This is a genomic window from Pseudoxanthomonas sp. LARHCG66 (assembly GCF_052871755.1).
The window spans coordinates 342,464-360,677 of sequence record NZ_JBIXJW010000004.1; the positions used below are offsets into that span (position 1 = coordinate 342,464).

Annotated in this window: 19 protein-coding genes; 12 read left to right on the forward strand and 7 right to left on the reverse strand. The window is 67.1% G+C overall.

Features of this window, described 5'->3' with window-relative positions:
- The first annotated feature begins 7 nt into the window (after positions 1-7).
- Complete coding sequence (locus tag ACIPRS_RS14340) at positions 8-1,072, forward strand: patatin-like phospholipase family protein (protein ID WP_446539111.1); 1,065 nt, start codon at positions 8-10, stop codon at positions 1,070-1,072.
- Between the two features lie 9 nt (positions 1,073-1,081).
- Here the strand turns inward: ACIPRS_RS14340 and ACIPRS_RS14345 are convergent, their stop codons facing one another.
- From ACIPRS_RS14345 to ACIPRS_RS14360, 4 genes are all read right to left on the reverse strand, one after another.
- A complete protein-coding gene (locus tag ACIPRS_RS14345; RefSeq protein ID WP_446539004.1) occupies positions 1,082-1,693 on the reverse strand; it encodes an HD domain-containing protein in 612 nt (203 codons plus the stop codon).
- 171 nt (positions 1,694-1,864) lie between these two features.
- A complete protein-coding gene (locus ACIPRS_RS14350; RefSeq protein WP_446539005.1) occupies positions 1,865-2,164 on the reverse strand; it encodes a putative quinol monooxygenase in 300 nt (99 codons plus the stop codon).
- 84 nt (positions 2,165-2,248) lie between these two features.
- Positions 2,249-2,929: a glycosyltransferase gene (locus ACIPRS_RS14355; protein ID WP_446539006.1), complete on the reverse strand. Its 681-nt coding sequence runs from the start codon at positions 2,927-2,929 to the stop codon at positions 2,249-2,251.
- Positions 2,926-3,408: an Lrp/AsnC family transcriptional regulator gene (locus tag ACIPRS_RS14360; RefSeq protein ID WP_446539007.1), complete on the reverse strand. Its 483-nt coding sequence runs from the start codon at positions 3,406-3,408 to the stop codon at positions 2,926-2,928. Before ACIPRS_RS14360 ends, ACIPRS_RS14355 begins: the two co-directional genes overlap by 4 nt.
- Before the next feature lie 129 nt (positions 3,409-3,537).
- On the opposite strand from ACIPRS_RS14360, the gene phhA reads away from it, so the two are divergent.
- From phhA to ACIPRS_RS14400, 8 genes are all read left to right on the forward strand, one after another.
- Positions 3,538-4,422: a phenylalanine 4-monooxygenase gene (gene phhA / locus ACIPRS_RS14365; protein WP_446539008.1), complete on the forward strand. Its 885-nt coding sequence runs from the start codon at positions 3,538-3,540 to the stop codon at positions 4,420-4,422.
- A 46-nt stretch (positions 4,423-4,468) separates the two neighbouring features.
- On the forward strand, positions 4,469-4,924 hold the full coding sequence (azu, locus tag ACIPRS_RS14370) for an azurin (RefSeq protein WP_446539009.1): 456 nt from the start codon (positions 4,469-4,471) through the stop codon (positions 4,922-4,924).
- A 148-nt stretch (positions 4,925-5,072) separates the two neighbouring features.
- Positions 5,073-7,688: a Fe/S-dependent 2-methylisocitrate dehydratase AcnD gene (gene acnD, locus ACIPRS_RS14375; protein WP_446539010.1), complete on the forward strand. Its 2,616-nt coding sequence runs from the start codon at positions 5,073-5,075 to the stop codon at positions 7,686-7,688.
- Positions 7,689-7,731: 43 nt separating this feature from the next.
- On the forward strand, positions 7,732-8,196 hold the full coding sequence (locus ACIPRS_RS14380) for an SRPBCC family protein (protein WP_446539011.1): 465 nt from the start codon (positions 7,732-7,734) through the stop codon (positions 8,194-8,196).
- Between the two features lie 83 nt (positions 8,197-8,279).
- Complete coding sequence (locus ACIPRS_RS14385) at positions 8,280-8,666, forward strand: endonuclease domain-containing protein (protein WP_446539012.1); 387 nt, start codon at positions 8,280-8,282, stop codon at positions 8,664-8,666.
- Positions 8,667-8,678: 12 nt separating this feature from the next.
- Complete coding sequence (prpF, locus tag ACIPRS_RS14390; RefSeq protein ID WP_446539013.1) at positions 8,679-9,872, forward strand: 2-methylaconitate cis-trans isomerase PrpF; 1,194 nt, start codon at positions 8,679-8,681, stop codon at positions 9,870-9,872.
- Between the two features lie 84 nt (positions 9,873-9,956).
- Positions 9,957-11,063 carry a sensor histidine kinase gene (locus tag ACIPRS_RS14395; protein WP_446539014.1) on the forward strand — a complete coding sequence of 369 codons (1,107 nt, stop codon included), beginning with the start codon at positions 9,957-9,959 and terminating at the stop codon, positions 11,061-11,063.
- Positions 11,060-11,689, forward strand: coding sequence for a response regulator (locus ACIPRS_RS14400; protein ID WP_446539015.1), 630 nt, complete (start codon positions 11,060-11,062; stop codon positions 11,687-11,689). Before ACIPRS_RS14395 ends, ACIPRS_RS14400 begins: the two co-directional genes overlap by 4 nt.
- A gap of 170 nt (positions 11,690-11,859) precedes the next feature.
- Here the strand turns inward: ACIPRS_RS14400 and ACIPRS_RS14405 are convergent, their stop codons facing one another.
- On the reverse strand, positions 11,860-13,095 hold the full coding sequence (locus ACIPRS_RS14405) for an MgtC/SapB family protein (protein WP_446539016.1): 1,236 nt from the start codon (positions 13,093-13,095) through the stop codon (positions 11,860-11,862).
- A 91-nt stretch (positions 13,096-13,186) separates the two neighbouring features.
- Between ACIPRS_RS14405 and ACIPRS_RS14410 the strand changes: the two genes are divergently transcribed.
- Both ACIPRS_RS14410 and ACIPRS_RS14415 read left to right on the forward strand, forming a co-directional pair.
- The gene (locus ACIPRS_RS14410; RefSeq protein WP_337732842.1) at positions 13,187-14,218 is read left to right on the forward strand and encodes a class 1 fructose-bisphosphatase; all 1,032 of its coding nucleotides are present in this window, start codon (positions 13,187-13,189) and stop codon (positions 14,216-14,218) included.
- A 34-nt stretch (positions 14,219-14,252) separates the two neighbouring features.
- Positions 14,253-14,966 carry a 2OG-Fe(II) oxygenase gene (locus ACIPRS_RS14415; RefSeq protein WP_446539017.1) on the forward strand — a complete coding sequence of 238 codons (714 nt, stop codon included), beginning with the start codon at positions 14,253-14,255 and terminating at the stop codon, positions 14,964-14,966.
- A gap of 16 nt (positions 14,967-14,982) precedes the next feature.
- Here ACIPRS_RS14415 and ACIPRS_RS14420 read toward each other — a convergent pair whose 3' ends face one another.
- Together ACIPRS_RS14420 and ACIPRS_RS14425 are read right to left on the reverse strand one after the other, a co-directional pair.
- Positions 14,983-15,516 carry a nucleoside 2-deoxyribosyltransferase gene (locus ACIPRS_RS14420; RefSeq protein WP_446539018.1) on the reverse strand — a complete coding sequence of 178 codons (534 nt, stop codon included), beginning with the start codon at positions 15,514-15,516 and terminating at the stop codon, positions 14,983-14,985.
- 92 nt (positions 15,517-15,608) lie between these two features.
- Positions 15,609-16,694 (reverse strand): PA0069 family radical SAM protein, encoded by a 1,086-nt coding sequence (locus ACIPRS_RS14425; RefSeq protein ID WP_446539019.1) that lies wholly within the window; start codon positions 16,692-16,694, stop codon positions 15,609-15,611.
- 57 nt (positions 16,695-16,751) lie between these two features.
- On the opposite strand from ACIPRS_RS14425, the gene cls reads away from it, so the two are divergent.
- Complete coding sequence (gene cls, locus ACIPRS_RS14430; RefSeq protein WP_446539020.1) at positions 16,752-18,206, forward strand: cardiolipin synthase; 1,455 nt, start codon at positions 16,752-16,754, stop codon at positions 18,204-18,206.
- Positions 18,207-18,214: the final 8 nt, after the last annotated feature.

The following is an 18,214-nucleotide window of genomic DNA, read 5'->3' on the forward strand; positions in this document are numbered from 1 at the left end:
TCCGCCGCTGGTCGCCCCACCCTGCCCTCTCCCCATGTGCCTGATCTCCCGTTCGCGTCCCTTCCTGTTCGCGTTGTGCGCGGTTCTGCTTGCCGCTTGCGGCGGCGACAACGTGCGACCCGTACCGCCCGCCGCCGTGGTGAAGCCGGTGCCGGCGGCGCCGAAGCCCAGGGTCGGCATCGCGCTGGGCGGCGGTGCGGCCAAGGGCTTCGCGCACATCGGCGTGATCAAGATGCTGGAAGCCAACGGCATCGAGCCGCAGGTCGTCTCGGGCACCAGCGCCGGCAGCGTGGTCGGCGCGCTGTATGCGAGCGGCATGGATCCGTTCCAGATGCAGAAGCAGGCGTTCGCGCTGGACGAGGCAAAGATCCGCGACGTGCGCCTGTTCTCCGGCGGGCTGGTGCAGGGATTGAAGCTGCAGGACTACGTCAACGAGCTGGTGGGCAAGCGCACCATCCAGCAGTTGAAGAAACCGTTCGCCGCCGTGTCCACACAGCTGGAGAATGGTGAGCGCACGGTGTTCGTGCGCGGCAATACCGGCCAAGCGGTGCGTGCGTCCAGCAGCATTCCCGGCGTGTTCGAACCGGTGGTGATCGGCAAGGCCAGCTACGTGGATGGCGGCGTGGTCAGTCCGGTGCCGGTGGATGCCGCGCGCCAGCTGGGCGCGGATTTCGTCATCGCGGTGGACATCTCCACCAAGGCGCCCGGCACCAAGCCCGGCAGCATGCTGGGCATCGTCAACCAGTCCATCGGCATCATGGGCCAGCGTCTGGGCGAACAGGAACTCGCGCGTGCCGACATCGTCATCCGGCCGAAGGTCAACGATATCGGCCCGGCCGATTTCGAGCAGAAGAACAACGCCATCCTCGAAGGCGAACGCGTCGCGCTGGCCGCCATGCCGCAGATCAAGGCGAAGCTCGCCGAGCTTCAGCGCAGCCGCAATGCCGCGCATGCGGCGAGGCACGCCCCGCCCAAGCCCGATCCGCGTTGCCTGGAAGAACCCTCTCGCCTGGGTCGCCTGTTCGGCCGCGACGTGAAGTGCGACGCCGCCGGACAACCGGTCAAGCCTTAAGCCCGCGGGTCAGCCGGTCACGCGGCGCAGGTTGTCCCGCGCCCTCGCCTCCAGCACGTCGTGGAAATGCGGCGTGCTGTAGATAGCCGGCCGATCCAGGAACCCCTTGAGGATCTCGCGCCGCTTGCGCCGGAACAGGAAGCCGGGGACGTAGGCGTATTCCTTGCGGATCTGCTGCTCGTACTCGTCGAAACGGGTGCGCTCGGCACCGAGGATCGACAGGTCGATGTCGACCAGCAGTTGTTCGTCGTGGCCCGACGGCACCGCGGTATGCCGCGTTGCCATCACCAGGTCGTGCACGTGCTGGGCCGACTCGCCCAGGACACCGGCTGCACGCAGCGCATCGCGCGCCCAGTCGGCGCTGCGCTGCTCGTTCTCGTGACCTTTGACGTCGTAGATCGCGTCGTGGAACCACAGGGCGAGTTCGACTTCATCGGGATGCTCGGCCAGCGCACGCACGTCATCGAACGCCGAGAGGCATTCACCGAGGTGCTGCTGCGTGTGGTAATGCCGCTGCGGCTCGGCGTACGCGGTCATCAGCTGTGCGAACAGCGCGTCGCCCTCGCCCGCCGCGCCGATGCCGGTCCATGCGCGTTGCCAGGAGCTGAGGAAGAAATCCATGGATGTCGTCCAGGCCAAGAGCGATGGGCCCATTGTAGGAGCGACGTGAGTCGCGACCGCACGGCATGAACGCCTTGATCCGCACAGGACGACCGAGCGGCATCCCCTCGCCGTCGCAGGTTCTCAAGACGTCATGACCGGGTGGGCATGCGGTCGCGACTTACGTCGCTCCTACAAGGGAGTCAGCCCATGCCCGCCCACCGGCACCGTCTCGATGTGGCTGTCGAATCCCGCGATCAGCGGCCGCGCCTTCGCGATGGCCTGCTGCACGGCCGGCAACGTGAGCGAGGCCGTGTGGCTGGCCGCATCGGTCCAGACCTCGGTGATCCAGATCGCATCGGCATCGGCGGGATCACCCGCGATCACGTAGCTCAGGCAGCCCGGCATGGCTTCGGTGCCTTCCAGCAGAATCGCGAGCAGCGCGTCGCGCTGGCCCGGTGTGGCGCGCATCTTGCCGATCAGTCCGTACATGATGGTCTCGAGGGTCGGTAACCGCGTGCGTTGTAGCACGTGTCGCGGACAGGATCCGCGTGGACGCGACCTGGGGACGCTGCGCTAGTCGCCCCACTTCGCCAGATAGTCGCCGTAGGCGGCCTGCCAGGCATCCGACCCGAACGCGCCTCCACTCTGGTGCGTCAACGCGATCGGCCAGGTTCCCAGGCGCAACCCCGCCTGCCTGGCGGACCGGCAGAAATCCATGTCGTAGAAGTGGAAGCCGAAGCGCGGATCGAATTCGACGCGCGCCTGCGACAGGGCTGCCCGGCGTGCGGCGAGGAAGACGCCATCCAGCAGTTCGCAGTCGGCAGGCATGCCGCCGAAGTAGGACACCCCGCCAAAAGGATATGCGCCGTGCGCCACCCCGCCCGACAGGTGGGCCTTGTCGTCCCATGCCAGCGTCATGTCGGCGAACGCCCATGCGGGCTGCCGGGGCTGCCTGCGCCGGTTGCCTGCCACGCCGACCACGTCGTAGCGGAGCAGCGCGTCCTGCAAGCGGTCAGCGAGGAAGCTGTCGTCGATCCAGACATCGTCGTGCACGAATACCAGCACATCACTGTCCTGGCTTTCCCTGATCGCCTGGTTGTAGACCTCCGGCAGGCCACGACCGTTCTGGTACGCGATCCGGCTCCGGATGCGCGCGTCGAACGACAGCCGGCGCAACGATGTCCCCAGCGCACTGCCCTCCCGGAAATCCCGCTCTGTCCGCCGTGTCGCGCTGACAACCATGATCGATGTCATCCGGCATACCCCAATGGCAGGCCGCCGTCGGTCTTGACCGCACGCAGCACCAAGCTGGAGTTCACGTCCGCCACGCCGCTGGCATTGAGCAGGTTGTCGAGCAGGAAGCGGGAGAAGTGCTCCAGGTCCTGCACCACGACGTGCAGCAGGTAGTCCATGTCGCCGGTCAGCGCGTAACACGCCACCACTTCGTCCCAACCCCGCACGCCGTCCCCGAAGTGCTGGACGCTGGCCGGGTCGTGCCTCTCCAGTTGCACGCGGACGAAGGCCTGCAGCCCGAGCCCGACCGCCTTGGGGTCGACGCGGGCAGCGTACCCGGCAATCACGCCCGTCGCCTCCAGCCGCTGGATGCGGCGCAGGCAGGCCGAGGGCGACAGGTTCACCTGCGCCGCGATGTCGGCATTGGTGGCACGGCCGTCGCGCTGCAGCAGCGCCAGCAGGCGCAGGTCAATGCGGTCGAGAGAGGCAGATTCGGTCATTTGCTGCACAGGATAGCCTGTTCACGCAATTTCATTGCACCATCTGTCGGTGTGGGCGCAATTTAGCAAGCCTGTTGCGCGCGTCTGCCGCTAGCATCGGCCTATTCCTCCTCCCTCCGGGAAGCCGCCATGAACGAGCCTCGCCGCGTCGAGCACCAGCAGACCGACAAGGGCTACGTACCGGTATATACGACCGCCATCGTGGACCAGCCCGCCGAGTACCCGGCCAACGACCATGCCACCTGGGGTGCGTTGTACGAACGCCAGCGCGCGCTGCTGGTCGGCCGCGCCTGCGACGAGTTCCTGCAGGCGCAGGACGCGATGGGCATGACGCCGGACCGCATCCCGCGCTTCGATGAACTGAACGCGGTGCTGCGCGCCACCACCGGCTGGCAGCTGGTCGGGGTGGAAGGACTGCTGCCGGAGCTGGAGTTCTTCGACCACCTGGCCAACCGGCGATTTCCCGTCACCTGGTGGATCCGCCGGCCGGACCAGATCGACTACATCGCCGAACCCGACCTGTTCCACGACCTGTTCGGCCATGTGCCGCTGCTGATGAACCCGGTGTTCGCCGACTACATGGAAGCGTACGGCAAGGGCGGCGTGAAGGCGCACGGGATCGGTCCGGACGCATTGCAGCACCTGACCCGGCTGTACTGGTACACGGTGGAGTTCGGCCTGATCAACACGCAGGACGGCCTGCGCATCTACGGCGCGGGCATCGTGTCGTCGAAGGGCGAGTCGCTGTATTCGCTGGAATCGGATGCGCCCAACCGCATCGGCTTCGATCTGGAGCGGATCATGTGCACGCGCTACCGGATCGACACGTTCCAGAAGACCTACTTCGTCATCGACAGTTTCGAGCAGCTGATGAATGCGACCGCGCCGGACTTCACCCCGATCTACGCGCGGCTGGACGCGCAGGACGCGGTCCCCGCCGGCGACGTGCGTGATGGCGACAAGGTCTACACACGCGGCACCGGCGAAGGCTGGGCGGACGGCGGCGACGTCTGACACGCGCCGTACAATCGCGGGCATCCCGCCTTTCCGTGGATGTCCGATGCTCCGACGCCTGCTCCCGCTGTTCGCCCTCTGCGCACTGCTGCCCCTCTCCGGCGCCGCGTTCGCCCGCAACTGCGCGGTGACCGTCGAAGCGACGGACATGATGACCTTCAACCTGAAGACCATCCGCGTGCCGGGCGACTGCGCGCAGCTGCGGGTGGTGCTGAAGCACACCGGTCGCATGCCGGCGCAGGCGATGGGCCATAACTGGGTACTGGCCGAAACACGCCATCATCGCGAGCTCGGCCTGGCCGGCGGCCGCATGAAACTGGCCGACGACTATCTGCCCCGCAACGACGCCCGCGTGATCGCCCACACGCCGGTGATCGGCGGCGGACAGGCGACCGAGGTGGTGTTCCCGACCTCGCGACTGCGCAGGGGCGGCGACTACACCTTCTTCTGCACCTTCCCCGGGCACTGGAACATGATGAAGGGCAAGCTGGTGTTCGAATGACCCGCGCATGTTGATGGTCTTCATCAACGCATCGGTGATTTCTTGCCGGTAACAGGCGTTTTCCCGGCCATGGACACCTGCCTCCGGTAGCATGTCGTCACGCGCCGACCCGCATCGCGCGCACCCCGTTCACAGCAGACGGCATGCCATGAATACCGACTTCCGCACCTCGCTCCCGGGCACCACGCTCGACTATTTCGATGCGCGCGCCGCCGTCGATGCCCTGCGCCCCGACGCCTGGGCCACGCTGTCGTACACCGCGCGCGTGCATGCGGAGAACATCGTGCGCCGCGCCGATCCCGCGCGCCGCGACGACTACCTGCGCCAGCTGATCGAGCGCCGCCGCGACCTGGATTTCCCGTGGTTCCCGGTGCGCGTGGTCTGCCATGACATCCTGGGCCAGACCGCGCTGGTGGACCTGGCCGGGCTGCGCGACGCGATCGCCGACATGGGCGGCGACCCCGCGCAGGTGAACCCGGTGGTGCCGGTGCAGTTGATCGTCGACCACTCGCTGGCGGTGGAGTGCGGCGGCTACGACCCGGACGCGTTCGCCAAGAACCGCGCCATCGAGGACCGCCGCAACGAAGACCGTTTCCACTTCATCGACTGGACCAAGCACGCATTCAAGAACGTCGACGTGATCCCGCCGGGCAATGGGATCATGCATCAGATCAACCTGGAGAAGATGTCGCCGGTGATCTATGTGCAGGACGGCGTGGCCTTCCCCGATACCTGCGTGGGCACCGACAGCCACACGCCGCACGTGGACGCGCTGGGCGTGATCGCCGTCGGTGTCGGTGGACTGGAAGCGGAGAACGTCATGCTCGGCCGCGCGTCGTGGATGCGTACGCCGGATATCGTGGGCGTCGAGCTGGGCGGCAAGCCTGCGCCCGGCATCACCGCCACCGACGTGGTGCTGGCGCTGACCGAATTCCTGCGCCAGTCGAAGGTCGTCGGCGCCTATCTGGAGTTCCGCGGCGAGGGCTCGGCGGCGCTGACCATCGGCGACCGCGCGACGATCTCCAACATGGCGCCCGAGTACGGCGCGACCGCGGCCATGTTCTTCATCGACGACAACACGCTGGACTACCTGCGCCTGACCGGCCGCACCGACGAGCAGGTGGCCCTGGTCGAAACGTATGCGAAGACCGCGGGACTGTGGGCCGACGACCTGAAGAGCGCGCTGTACGAGCGTACGCTGCACTTCGACCTGTCCACCGTGGTCCGCAACATGGCCGGGCCGTCGAATCCGCACAAGCGCCTGCCGACCAGCGCGCTGGCGGAGCGCGGCATCGCCGACGGAACCAAGCTGGAGGCGGGCAGGGCGGATGAAGCGCAGGGGCTGATGCCTGACGGCGCCGTGATCATCGCCGCCATCACCTCGTGCACCAACACTTCGAACCCGCGTAACGTCATTGCCGCCGCACTGCTGGCCCGCAATGCGAATGCGAGGGGCCTGGCGCGCAAGCCGTGGGTGAAGAGCTCGCTCGCGCCGGGCTCCAAGGCGGTACAGCTGTACCTGGAAGAGTCGGGCTTGTTGCCGGACCTGGAGAAGCTCGGTTTCGGCATCGTCGCCTTCGCCTGCACCACCTGCAATGGCATGAGCGGCGCGCTGGACCCGGCCATCCAGCAGGAGATCATCGACCGCGACCTGTACGCCACCGCCGTGCTGTCGGGCAACCGCAACTTCGACGGCCGCATCCACCCGTACGCCAAGCAGGCGTTCCTGGCCTCCCCGCCGCTGGTGATCGCCTACGCCATTGCCGGCACGGTGCGCTTCGACATCGAAAAGGATGCGCTGGGCGTCGATGCAGACGGCAGGCCGGTGACGTTGAAGGACATCTGGCCGAGCGACGATGAAATCGATGCCATCGTCAAGGCGAGCGTGAAGCCGGAACAGTTCCGCAAGGTCTATGGACCGATGTTCAACGTGCGCGTCGAGCACGGTGGCAAGATCGAACCCCTGTACGCCTGGCGCCCGCAGAGCACCTACATCCGCCGCCCACCGTACTGGGAAGGCGCACTGGCCGGCGAGCGCACGCTGACGGGCATGCGGCCGCTGGCCGTGCTCGGCGACAACATCACCACCGACCATCTGTCGCCGTCGAACGCGATCCTCGCGTCCAGCGCCGCAGGCGAGTACCTGGCCAAGATGGGCCTGCCGGAAGAGGACTTCAATTCCTACGCCACGCATCGCGGCGACCATCTCACCGCGCAGCGCGCTACCTTCGCCAACCCGCAGCTGGTCAACGAGATGGCGGTGGTGGATGGCGAGGTGAAGAAGGGATCGCTGGCCCGCATCGAACCCGATGGCCAGGTGACGCGCATGTGGGAAGCCATCGAAACCTACATGGCACGCAAGCAGCCGCTGGTGATCATCGCCGGCGCCGACTACGGACAGGGCAGTTCGCGTGACTGGGCCGCGAAGGGCGTGCGCCTGGCCGGCGTGGAAGCCATCGTGGCCGAGGGCTTCGAGCGCATCCACCGCACCAACCTGATCGGCATGGGCGTGCTGCCGCTGGAGTTCAAACCGGGCGAGACCCGCAGGACCTACGGCATCGATGGCACCGAGACCTTCGACGTGGTGGGCGCGCGCGCGCCGCGCGCGGCGCTGACGCTGGTGATCCACCGCGCCAGCGGGGAGACCGTGCACGTGCCGGTGACCTGCCGACTGGACTCGGACGAGGAAGTCTCGATCTATGAAGCGGGCGGGGTGCTGCAGCGGTTCGCGCAGGATTTCCTGGACGCGTCGAAAGCGGCCTGACCCGTTCGTCGTATCGGTACACCCAACGCACAGGAGTCCGATCATGTCCGAGAACACCGCCCCCGGTACCGTCCGCCTGCATCGCGTGCTGCGCGCACCGCCTTCGCGCGTCTACCGCGCATTCCTCGATCCCGACGCGATGGTTAAGTGGCTGCCGCCGCACGGGTTCACCGGCAAGGTCCATTCGATGGATGCCCGCGTGGGCGGCGGCTACACGATGTCGTTCACCAACTTCGGCACCGGCTCCAGCCACTCCTTCGGCGGCACTTACGTGGAACTGGTGGAGAACGAATTGCTGCGTTACACCGACCAGTTCGACAACCCCGGCCTGCCAGGCCAGATGCACGTGACCGTCACGCTGAAGAAGAGCGTCGCCGGCACCGAGCTCAATGTCGTGCAGGAAGGCATTCCCGCCGCGATCCCGGTCGATTTCTGCTACCAGGGTTGGCAGGAATCGCTGGAGATGCTGGCGAAGCTGGTGGAGCCGGAGATTCCGGACGGAGCGTGAGGATGTGTATGCTCTCTTCCATGCAAACGGACATTGCGAGCCCCTCTCCCCTCGCGGGAGAGGGGTTGGGGAGAGGGGGCCTCATGGAATCGAGACAGTTCGCGAAACATCTCCGCCGCAACATGACCGATGCCGAACACAGGCTCTGGCTGCATCTGCGTGCGCATCGACTGGACGGACAGAAATTTCGTCGCCAGCAACCGATCGGACCCTTTGTCGTCGACTTCGTGCATTTCGGAGCGCGTCTGATCGTCGAGGCCGATGGTGGGCAGCACAACGGCTCACCGCACGACGCGGGCCGTGATGCGTGGTTGATGAGGCAGGGATTCCGGGTATTGCGATTCTGGAACGACGAGATTCTCCAGCAGACGGATGCAGTCCTAGAATCCATATGGAAGGCACTGCGCGAAGAAGCGCCCTCTCCCCCGGCCCCTCTCCCGCAAGGGGAGAGGGGAGAACAGCCCAACTGACAGAGTCCCGATATGCCACACGCCCCCCAGATCCGCATCCCCGCCACCTACATGCGCGGCGGCACGTCGAAAGGCGTGTTCTTCCGCCTGGAAGACCTGCCTGCACGCGCACAGGTGCCGGGGCCCGCGCGTGATGCCCTGCTGAGCCGCGTGATCGGGTCGCCCGATCCGTACGGCAAGCACACCGACGGCATGGGCGGGGCGACGTCGAGCACCAGCAAGGTGGTGATCGTCTCGCCGAGCACGCAGCCCGGCCACGACGTGGACTATCTGTACGGACAGGTGCCGATCAACGAAGCCTTCATCGACTGGAGCGGCAACTGCGGCAACCTGTCGTCGGCGGTCGGTCCGTTCGCGATCACGAACGGCATGATCGACGCGTCGCGCGTGCCACGCGACGGCGTGTGCACGGTGCGTATCTGGCAGGCCAACATCCAGAAGACCATCGTCGCGCACGTACAGGTCAGCGGCGGTGAGGTGCAGGAAACCGGCGACTTCGAACTGGATGGCGTGACATTCCCGGCGGCAGAAGTGCAGCTGGAGTTCATCGATCCGGCCGACGAGGGTGAAGGCGAGGGCGGTGGCGCCATGTTCCCCACCGGCAACCTCGTCGACGATCTTGATGTCCCCGGCGTGGGCGTGTTCAAGGCCACGATGATCAACGCGGGCGTGCCGGTGGTGTTCGTCGAGGCCGCAGCGCTGGGCTACGACGGCACCGAGCTGCAGGGCGCGATCAACGAGGACAAGGCCGCACTGGCGAAGCTGGAAGCGATCCGTGCCCACGGCGCAGTACGCATGGGGCTGGTGGACGATGTGGCGAAGGCCGCCGCGCGACCGCTGACACCGAAGGTCGCTTTTGTCGCGTCGCCGAAGGATTACCTGTCGTCGAGCGGCAAGCTGGTGCGCGCGGCCGACATCGATCTGCTCGCGCGCGCCATGTCGATGGGCAAGCTGCACCACGCGATGATGGGCACTGCGTCGGTCGCCATCGCCGCCGCCGCTGCCGTCCCCGGCACGGTGGTCAATGCCGCGGCGGGCGGCGGATCACGCGAGGTGGTGGTGTTTGGTCATCCTTCGGGCACGTTGCGGGTCGGGGCGGAGCTGAAGCAGACGGACGGCCAGTGGTCGGCCACCAAGGCCATCATGAGCCGCAGCGCGCGGGTGCTGATGGAAGGCACGGTGCGCGTGCCGGGTGACGCGTTCTGACAACGCCGCGTCGCTGACCTGCCGGAAGTCACCACTTTCGCCCGACCCATTGCCTCGGCGCCACGCGCACGACAGCATGCGCGCATGTGGCCAACCCTGAATCGACTTCGCGAACCCATGACGCTGGCGGGCGTGTTCACGCTCGCCGCCGTGTCGCTGGGCCTGCGCTTCCTGCCGCCGGAGGTGCTGCCAGCCGCGGCCGCCGCACTGGTGGCGTACGCGCTGGGATTCCTCCTGTTCGCGCTGGCACCGGACACCTGGGAGCGGCAGCGGCGGATCGCCCTGGTGGCGATGGCCGGCCTTGCGCTGCTGCTGGCATGGTTGACGCCGCGCGTGGGCACCGCGCAAGTGTTGCTGGTGGTCTGGGTGGCATGCGCGGTCAACGTGCTGTCGCCGCGCGGGGTCATCGGCGCCGCACTGGTTTTGAACCTGGCGTTCTACGCGCTGATGGTGCACCACGAATTCGGCGCGCCGCTGACGATGACGTTGATCAACATCGGCTTCCAGGCGCTCGCCGGCCTGTGCGTGCACTATGCCCGCCGCTCCGAGGAATCCCGCGACCAGTTGGCGCTGGTGAATGCGGACCTGCTGGCCACACGGGCGCTGCTGGCCGACAGCGCGCGTGACGCCGAACGGCTGCGCGTGGCGCGCGAGCTGCACGACGTGGCCGGTCACAAACTCACGGCGATGAAGCTCAACCTGCGGGCACTGGCCAGCGATCCCGTGTTCGCCGTGCGCGATGAAGTCCGCATCGCGCAACAGTTGTCCACCGAGTTGCTGGACGATATCCGCAACGTCGTGCAGGCCCTGCGCGATTCGCGCGGGCTGGACCTCCAGACCGCGATCCGTGCCCTCGCCGCACCGCTGCCACGGCCCACGCTGGATCTGCGTATCGCGGAAGACATCCGCATCACCGATCCGGCCGTGGCGGAGTCGCTGCTGCGCATCGTGCAGGAGTGCCTGACCAACGCCGCACGGCACGCGAACGCGGAGACGTTGATGGTTTCGCTGAGCAGGGAGGACGCTGACATGCGCCTGTGCATTGAGGACGATGGCAAGCTCAGGGGTGGTTTGCGCGAAGGCAATGGACTGTCGGGCATCCGCGAGCGCGTCGCGGCGCTGGGCGGCGATCTGCGCCTGGGCACCGCGCCTCGCGGTGGCCTGCGCCTGGACGTGAGGCTGCCCGCATGACCGTGCGGGTCGCCCTGGCCGATGACCAGGCCCTGGTGCGCGCCGGCCTGCGCGCCTTGTTGAAGGCGCAGCAGATCGAGGTGGTCTTCGAAGCCGAAGATGGTGCCGACCTGCTGGCCAAGCTCAAGGCCCAGCCGGTGGACGTGGTGCTGAGCGACATCCGCATGCCCGGCACCGACGGCATCGAAGCCCTGCTGCAGCTGCGCGAGGGTGGCGACCGGACGCCGGTGCTGCTGCTGACGACCTTCGACGACAGCGACCTGTTGTTGCGTGCCACCCAGGCCGGTGCGCAGGGCTTCCTGCTGAAGGACGCCGCACCCGAAGACCTCCATGACGCCATCCAGCGCGTGGCCGCAGGCGAGACGCTGCTGCAGCCGGTGAGCACAGATCCCGTGCGCGCGCGCTTCCGCTTCCGCGACGAAGCGCCACCCAGCGATACGTTCAGTGAGCGCGAAGTGGCGATCCTGCGGCTGCTGGCGGGCGGCTATTCGAACAAGGAAATCGCCCGCACGCTGTTCCTGGCCGAAGGCACGGTGAAGAACTACGTCTCCACGATCCTCGACAAGCTCGGCACACGCGACCGCACCCGCGCCGTGCTGAAGGCGATCACGCTGCGGATCATCTGAGTCCGCTGGTTTTTTTAGGAGCGACGTGAGTCGCGACCGCACGCTCACCATCACCCGGATCTTTTAGTGACACGTAACGGATCGGCAATCCCTTCTCGTGAAGGTGTCGTGTTCCACGGCGATTCGGTGCCCCGGTCGCGACTCACGTCGCGCCTACAGAAAAGCCAGGCTCAGAACACCACCATCGCCGCGCCCGCGGCCAGCGCCACCAGCAGACCCGCGGACACCCGCATGCCGTAGGCGGTCCCGCCGCTGACCCAGGCGATCACCGACTTGGCGATGAGGCTGGCCGCCAGCAACGCGAGCATCCACCAGCGTGCTTCCGCAGCCTCCAGTCCACCGCGCGAAAACTGGTTGGCCAGCGTTGCCACGGCTGCATGCAGTTCCGCGACCGCCGACAGCGCAGCGGCTGCCATCGCGCCCCGTGGTCCGATCCACGTCGCGAGCGCCGCCGCCACGAACGTCAACACACCTACCAGCAAGGCGAAACCGAGCGCCTGCCCGAAGCGGAACATGCGGCTCTCGGAGGTAGGGGGCTTCACGGATTCCTCGCGTCCCGCGCGCAGGCCCAGCAGGCCGCCCGCCAGCAGCACGGCACCGATCGCGCCGAGTTCCAGCAGCAGGTCGCGCACCAGGGCTGGGGATACCGCCCACAGGATGGGCACGCACAACGTCAGCGAGGCCAGATTCGCCAGCAGCGCGGCCGCGACAGCCGAGCGCAACAGGGCCGGTGTTTCCTTCGCCCGCTGTCCGAACCCGATGGTGGCCGCCGTCGACGACACATAGCCTGCAAAGAACCCCGCCGCCGCCAACCCCCAGCGATTGCCCACCACGCGCAGCACGACATGGCCCAGCGCACTGACCGCCATCACCAGTACCACGAGTTTCCAGATGGTGGCCAGGTTGATGGCGTCGAAAGGCCCGATCGGGCGGTCCGGCAGGATCGGCAGGATGACCAGCGCCGAAGCGAGCAGCAGCAGGCCGTCGAAGACCTCGCGTTCGCTGAAGGTGTCGCGGGTGAGTTCATGCAGCGGCTGCTTGGCATACAGCAGCACGGCCACCACCACCGCCAGCGCGGTGGCCAGCGCCGGTGCGCGCATCGCCATGGCGCCCAGCAGGAAGGTCAGCACCAGGGTCACTTCGCTCGTCAGACCGGGATCGTCCTGGCGCGTGGCGTGGTAGGCCATCGCCGCCAGTGCCCCGACGACGCCCAACCCGACCAGCAACACGGGCAGGCCCAGCCACGCCGCCACCGCCGCGCCCAGCGCCACCAGCGCATGCGTGCGCAGGCCGGCGATGGCATGCGCGCGACGACCGTGGCTGCGTTCGCGCACCAGGCCGATCAGCAGGCCCAGGCCCAGCGCCGAGGACAGCGCCAGCCAGGTCTCCGGGGTTGCTTCGTCCATTCCTTCCTCCAGACCCGTCAGCATAGCGAATGGTCTTGCATTGGTCCCATCAACCCGGACAATGCGCGCACCGTTCGCCGTGGATCCCATCATGCCCGCTCCCGTTCCGTCCGCCGTCTCGCTGAGCCGTTACCTGATCGAGGAGCAGCGCGCCGGCCGCATCAGCGCCGACCTGCGCCAGCTGATCGCGGTGGTGGCCCGTGCCTGCACCAGCATCTCGATCGCGGTCAGCAAGGGTGCGCTGGGCGGCGTGCTGGGCGACGCCGGTACCGGCAACGTGCAGGGCGAGGCGCAGAAGAAGCTGGACGTGCTGAGCAACGACATCCTGCTGGAAGCCAACGCCTGGGGCGGCCACCTGGCCGCTTGCGCCTCGGAAGAGATGGACCACAGCCAGCCGATCCCGGACGCCTACCCGCGCGGGGGCTTCCTGCTGCTGTTCGATCCGCTGGACGGCAGCTCCAACATCGACGTCAACGTCTCGGTCGGCACCATCTTTTCGGTGCTGCGCAGCCCGGATGGCGTGACCACGCCGGGCGACGAGCACTTCCTCCAGCCCGGCCGTGACCAGGTAGCCGCCGGCTACTGCATCTACGGCCCCAGCACGATGCTGGTGCTGACCACGGGCAACGGCACCCATGCGTTCACCCTGGACCGCGAGCAGGGCGCCTTCGTGCTGACCCAGCGCGACATGCGCATCCCGGAGGAGACGAAGGAGTTCGCCATCAACATGTCGAACCAGCGCCACTGGGAAGCGCCGATGCAGGGTTACGTCAGCGACCTGCTCGCCGGCAAGGAGGGCCCGCGCGGCAAGGACTTCAACATGCGCTGGATCGCCAGCATGGTGGCGGACGTGCACCGCATCCTGACCCGCGGCGGCATCTTCATCTACCCGTGGGACCGCAAGGACCCGGGCAAGGCCGGCAAGCTGCGCCTGATGTACGAAGCCAACCCGATGGGCATGCTGGTGGAGCAGGCCGGCGGCGCGGCGAGCACCGGGCGCGAGGACATCCTGTCGCTGCGCCCGACACAGCTGCACCAGCGCGTACCGGTGTTCCTGGGATCGAGGAAGGAAGTCGAAGCCGCCGTCGGCTACCACCGCGCGCACGACACGGCCGCGGCGTGATCGCGATACGCAGGCCGGCGGCTAGAATCCAGGCATGACACCGAACAGAGAGCCTGCGGACTTCATCGAGGTCTATCACGACGCCCTGGACGTGGAGACCTGTCGCGCCATCGTGGCGCGCTTCGATGCCAGCCGGCAGGACCGGCCAGGGCAGGTGGGCGGCGGACACCACCCGGAGCTCAAGCACAGCCGCGACATCAGCATCAGCGGGCAGGCCGACTGGCGCGACGTGGAACAGCGCCTCAACCTGGCCGTGCTCGCCGGGTTGAAACAGTACCTGCGTACCTATCCCTTCAGCCTGATCGCGCCCTTGATGCTGCAGCAGCCGGGCGCCGACGGGCAGCTGCGCCGCCTGGGTTACGAGGACATCGCCGGCATGGACGACGACGCGCTGATGAAGCTCATCATGGCGGTGTTCGTGCCGGGCCGGATCAACCTGCAGCGGTATCCCGCCGACGAGGGTGGCTATCCGTACTGGCACTGCGAGCTGTTCCCGAAAGGCGCGGATGCCGAACCGCTGCACCGCCACGTGCTATGGACGCTCTATCTCAACGACGGCTTCGAGGCGGGCGAGACAGAATTCTTCCACCAGCAGCGCAGGATCGTGCCCCGCACCGGCAGCCTGCTGATCGCGCCGACGGCGTTCACCCACACGCACCGCGGCAACCGTCCGGTGGGCGGCGACAAATACATCGCGACCAGCTGGATCCTGTTCCAGCGCGCTGAACACCTGTACGGCGGACGCTGAAGCGCGACAACGTCGCTCAGGCGACATCCCGCCGTGCATCGATGTCGCTGCGCAACCGCTGCAATGCCGCCTCCACACCGCCCACCACCATCACGCAGGGGACTGCGAGCATCAGGTTGAGCGGCAGGCCGAACTCTTCCAGTTGCCAGCCGTGAACATCCATGCCGGCATCAGCCGCCAGGTACTGGGGACAACGGTGACGGATGCGTTCGGCAAGGCTGCCGCTGTCGGGCACATAGGCGTAGACCGGCTTGCCGCGGGCGACGGCATACCCGACTTCGAAGCACGTGCCGCTGTCCGGTTCCGCACCGCGGAAGAAATCGAGGTTGGCGAGCACCGCATCGGCGGCATCCAGCAGACCGATGTCGGCGCGGTAGATCCCGCGCGCGGTATCCCGTGCATCGCCTGTCGCGTGTCCAGCCACCTGCGCGTCCAGCGGAAACAGGCCCTCGAAGCCATGGCGTGCACACAACGCCTTGAGTCGTTCGCCGTGCGCAACCGCGTCGGGGCGGAAGATGTCCGGACCGGCGAGGTAGAGGGACGTGATCATCGGCGTGCATGCGGAGGAAGGCACACGGGATTGTCCATGCGCGCCTCCGGCGTTTCCCGTGACCGATCGTCGCAGCGCGCTCGCCGATGCCGTCAGAACAGTTCGCCCTGGGGCGACGGTGCGCGTGGCGGCACGAAACGGCTGCAATCGAGCGGCGGATGCCGGCGCTCCCTGAAACCGGCCCGTTTGAGTGCCAGCGCGAACCGGCGCGCCAACAGATCGGCATAGACGCCTTCGCCACTCAATCTCTTCCCGAACCGGCTGTCGTAGTCCTTGCCGCCGCGCAGTTGCTGGATCGTGCTCATCACATGCGCGGCGCGGTCGGGAAGATGCGTCTGCAGCCAATCGCGGAACAAGGGAGCGACTTCATGCGGCAGGCGCAGCAACACATAGCCTGCGGCGGTGGCGCCATGTGCACTCGCCGCGTCCAGCACGGCTTCCAGCGCCTGGTCGTTCACCCACGGGATCACCGGCGCGAACATCACGCCAACGGGAATGCCGGCTTCGCTGAGGCGCTTCACGGCCTTCAGCCGGGTGTGCGGTGCGGACGCGCGCGGTTCGAGGCGCGAGGACAGCGCGTTGTCCAGCGTGGTGATGGAAAAGTACACATGCACCAGGTTTTCGCGGGCCATCGGGACGAGAAGATCCAGGTCACGCTCGACCAGCGCGTTCTTCGTGATCAGCGAGAACGGATGCCTGGTTTCGGCCAGCACCGCGATGATGCGACGTGTCAGTTGCAGCTTCCGTTCAACCGGCTGGTAGGCGTCGGTGTTGATGCCCAGCGAGATCGGGCTGACCCGATAACCGGGCTTCGCAAGCTCGCGCCTCAGCACCTCCGGCGCATTGGTCTTCGCGAAAATCCTGGTTTCGAAATCCAGTCCGGGCGACAGATCGAGATAAGCGTGCGACGGGCGCGCAAAGCAGTAGCTGCAGCCGTGCTCACACCCCCGGTAGGGATTCAGCGACTGGTCGAAGGGGATGTCCGGCGACTGGTTGCGGGTCAGGACACTGCGCGCGACCTCCTCGCGCAGTTCGGTCTTCGGAGCGGACGTGATGTCGCCTTCGCCGTCGGCATCATGCCAACCGTCGTCGACGGCTTCCGGCGTGGTCACCGCGAAGCGACCGGGCAGGTATCGGGCGGAACCACGTCCCTTCACGCTGGGCGGGGGTGTCGTCATGCAGACAGTTTGCACCGTGATCGTCGCAGGCTGCGCGACACCGAATAGAATCGCTGGATGGCTGATGTGCTGAACGCCCTGTGGGAGTCTTTCACCTCGCTGCCGCATCTGCAGTTGTGGGTGACGGCCGCGTGGCTCTTGTACCTGGTGCCGCTGTGCGCCTGGATCGCGCTGCAGAAGCGGGAACCGGTGGCCACCTTGAGCTGGCTGCTGTCGCTGGCGCTGCTGCCCTACGTGGGCTACCTGATCTACTTCCTGCTGGGGCCGCAACGGATCAAGCGCCACCAGTTGCGTCGTACGCGCTCGCGCGAAGGGCTCGACAGCTACGAGGTCTTCGCGCCTACCGACGGCAACAGTGCCGAGCTGCCCATGCTCGCGCAGAAGATCACCGGCCTTCCTCCCTCCACCGCGACCTCCGTGCAGCAGCTGGTCGATGGATGCGCCACCTACCAGGCCATCGTCGACGCCATTGAAGCCGCAGACAACCACATCCACCTGGAGTACTACATCTTCAATGGCGACCGCACCGGCATGCGCGTGCTCGACGCACTGGCGGCGAAAGCGCGCCAGGGGGTGAAAGTCCGCCTGCTGTTGGACGCCGTAGGCTCCAACCGCCTGAAGAAGCGCGCACTGCAGGCACTGGTGGACGCCGGTGGCGAGTACGCGTGGTTCCACCCTACCCGCTTCCGGCCCTTCACCCGGCCATGGCTCAACCTGCGCACCCACCGCAAGATCGTGGTGGTGGACGGTCGCATCGCCTTCACCGGCGGCATCAACGTCACCGACGACGAAGACGAATCCTTGCGCGACGATGCCTACCGCGACCTGCACCTGCGCCTGGAAGGCGAGATCGTGCGCAGCATCCAGCAGGTGTTCGTGGAGGACTGGGTCTACGCGACCGGGCAGCAACGCAAGGATTTCCAGGGCACGCGGTTGTGGAGCGCGGGCGATGCGAACGTCCGCGGCGGCATCGCCACGCAGGCGCTGGTGTCGGGACCGGATTCCGCATGGGAGCCGATCCACCGCTTGAAGGTCGCCGCCATCCACGAAGCGAAGCAGCGCGTGTGGCTGGTGACGCCCTACTTCGTGCCGGGTGAAGCGGCACGGATGGCGCTGACGTCGGCGGCACTGGGTGGGCTGGATGTAAGGCTGGTGGTCCCGAAGGTGAGTGATTCGCGCCTGGTGACGCTCGCTGCGCGGTCCTACTTCGACGAGTTGCTGGCCGCAGGCGTGAAGGTCTACGAGTACGGCCCGCGGATGATGCACAGCAAGGCGCTGCTCTGCGACGACGCCATGGCGATCATCGGCAGCGCCAACTTCGACCACCGCAGTTTCCGCCTCAACTTCGAGATTTCGATGATGTTCCGGGACCGGGGCGTCGCCGGCACGCTGGCGCAGTGGCTGGAAGCGGAAATCGCCGCCAGCGAACCGGTGAAGCTGCAGCGCGACCGTTCGCTCTGGCGGCACCGGCTGCCCGAGGCGCTGGCCCGCCTGATGTCGCCGTTGCTGTGAAGCAGGCC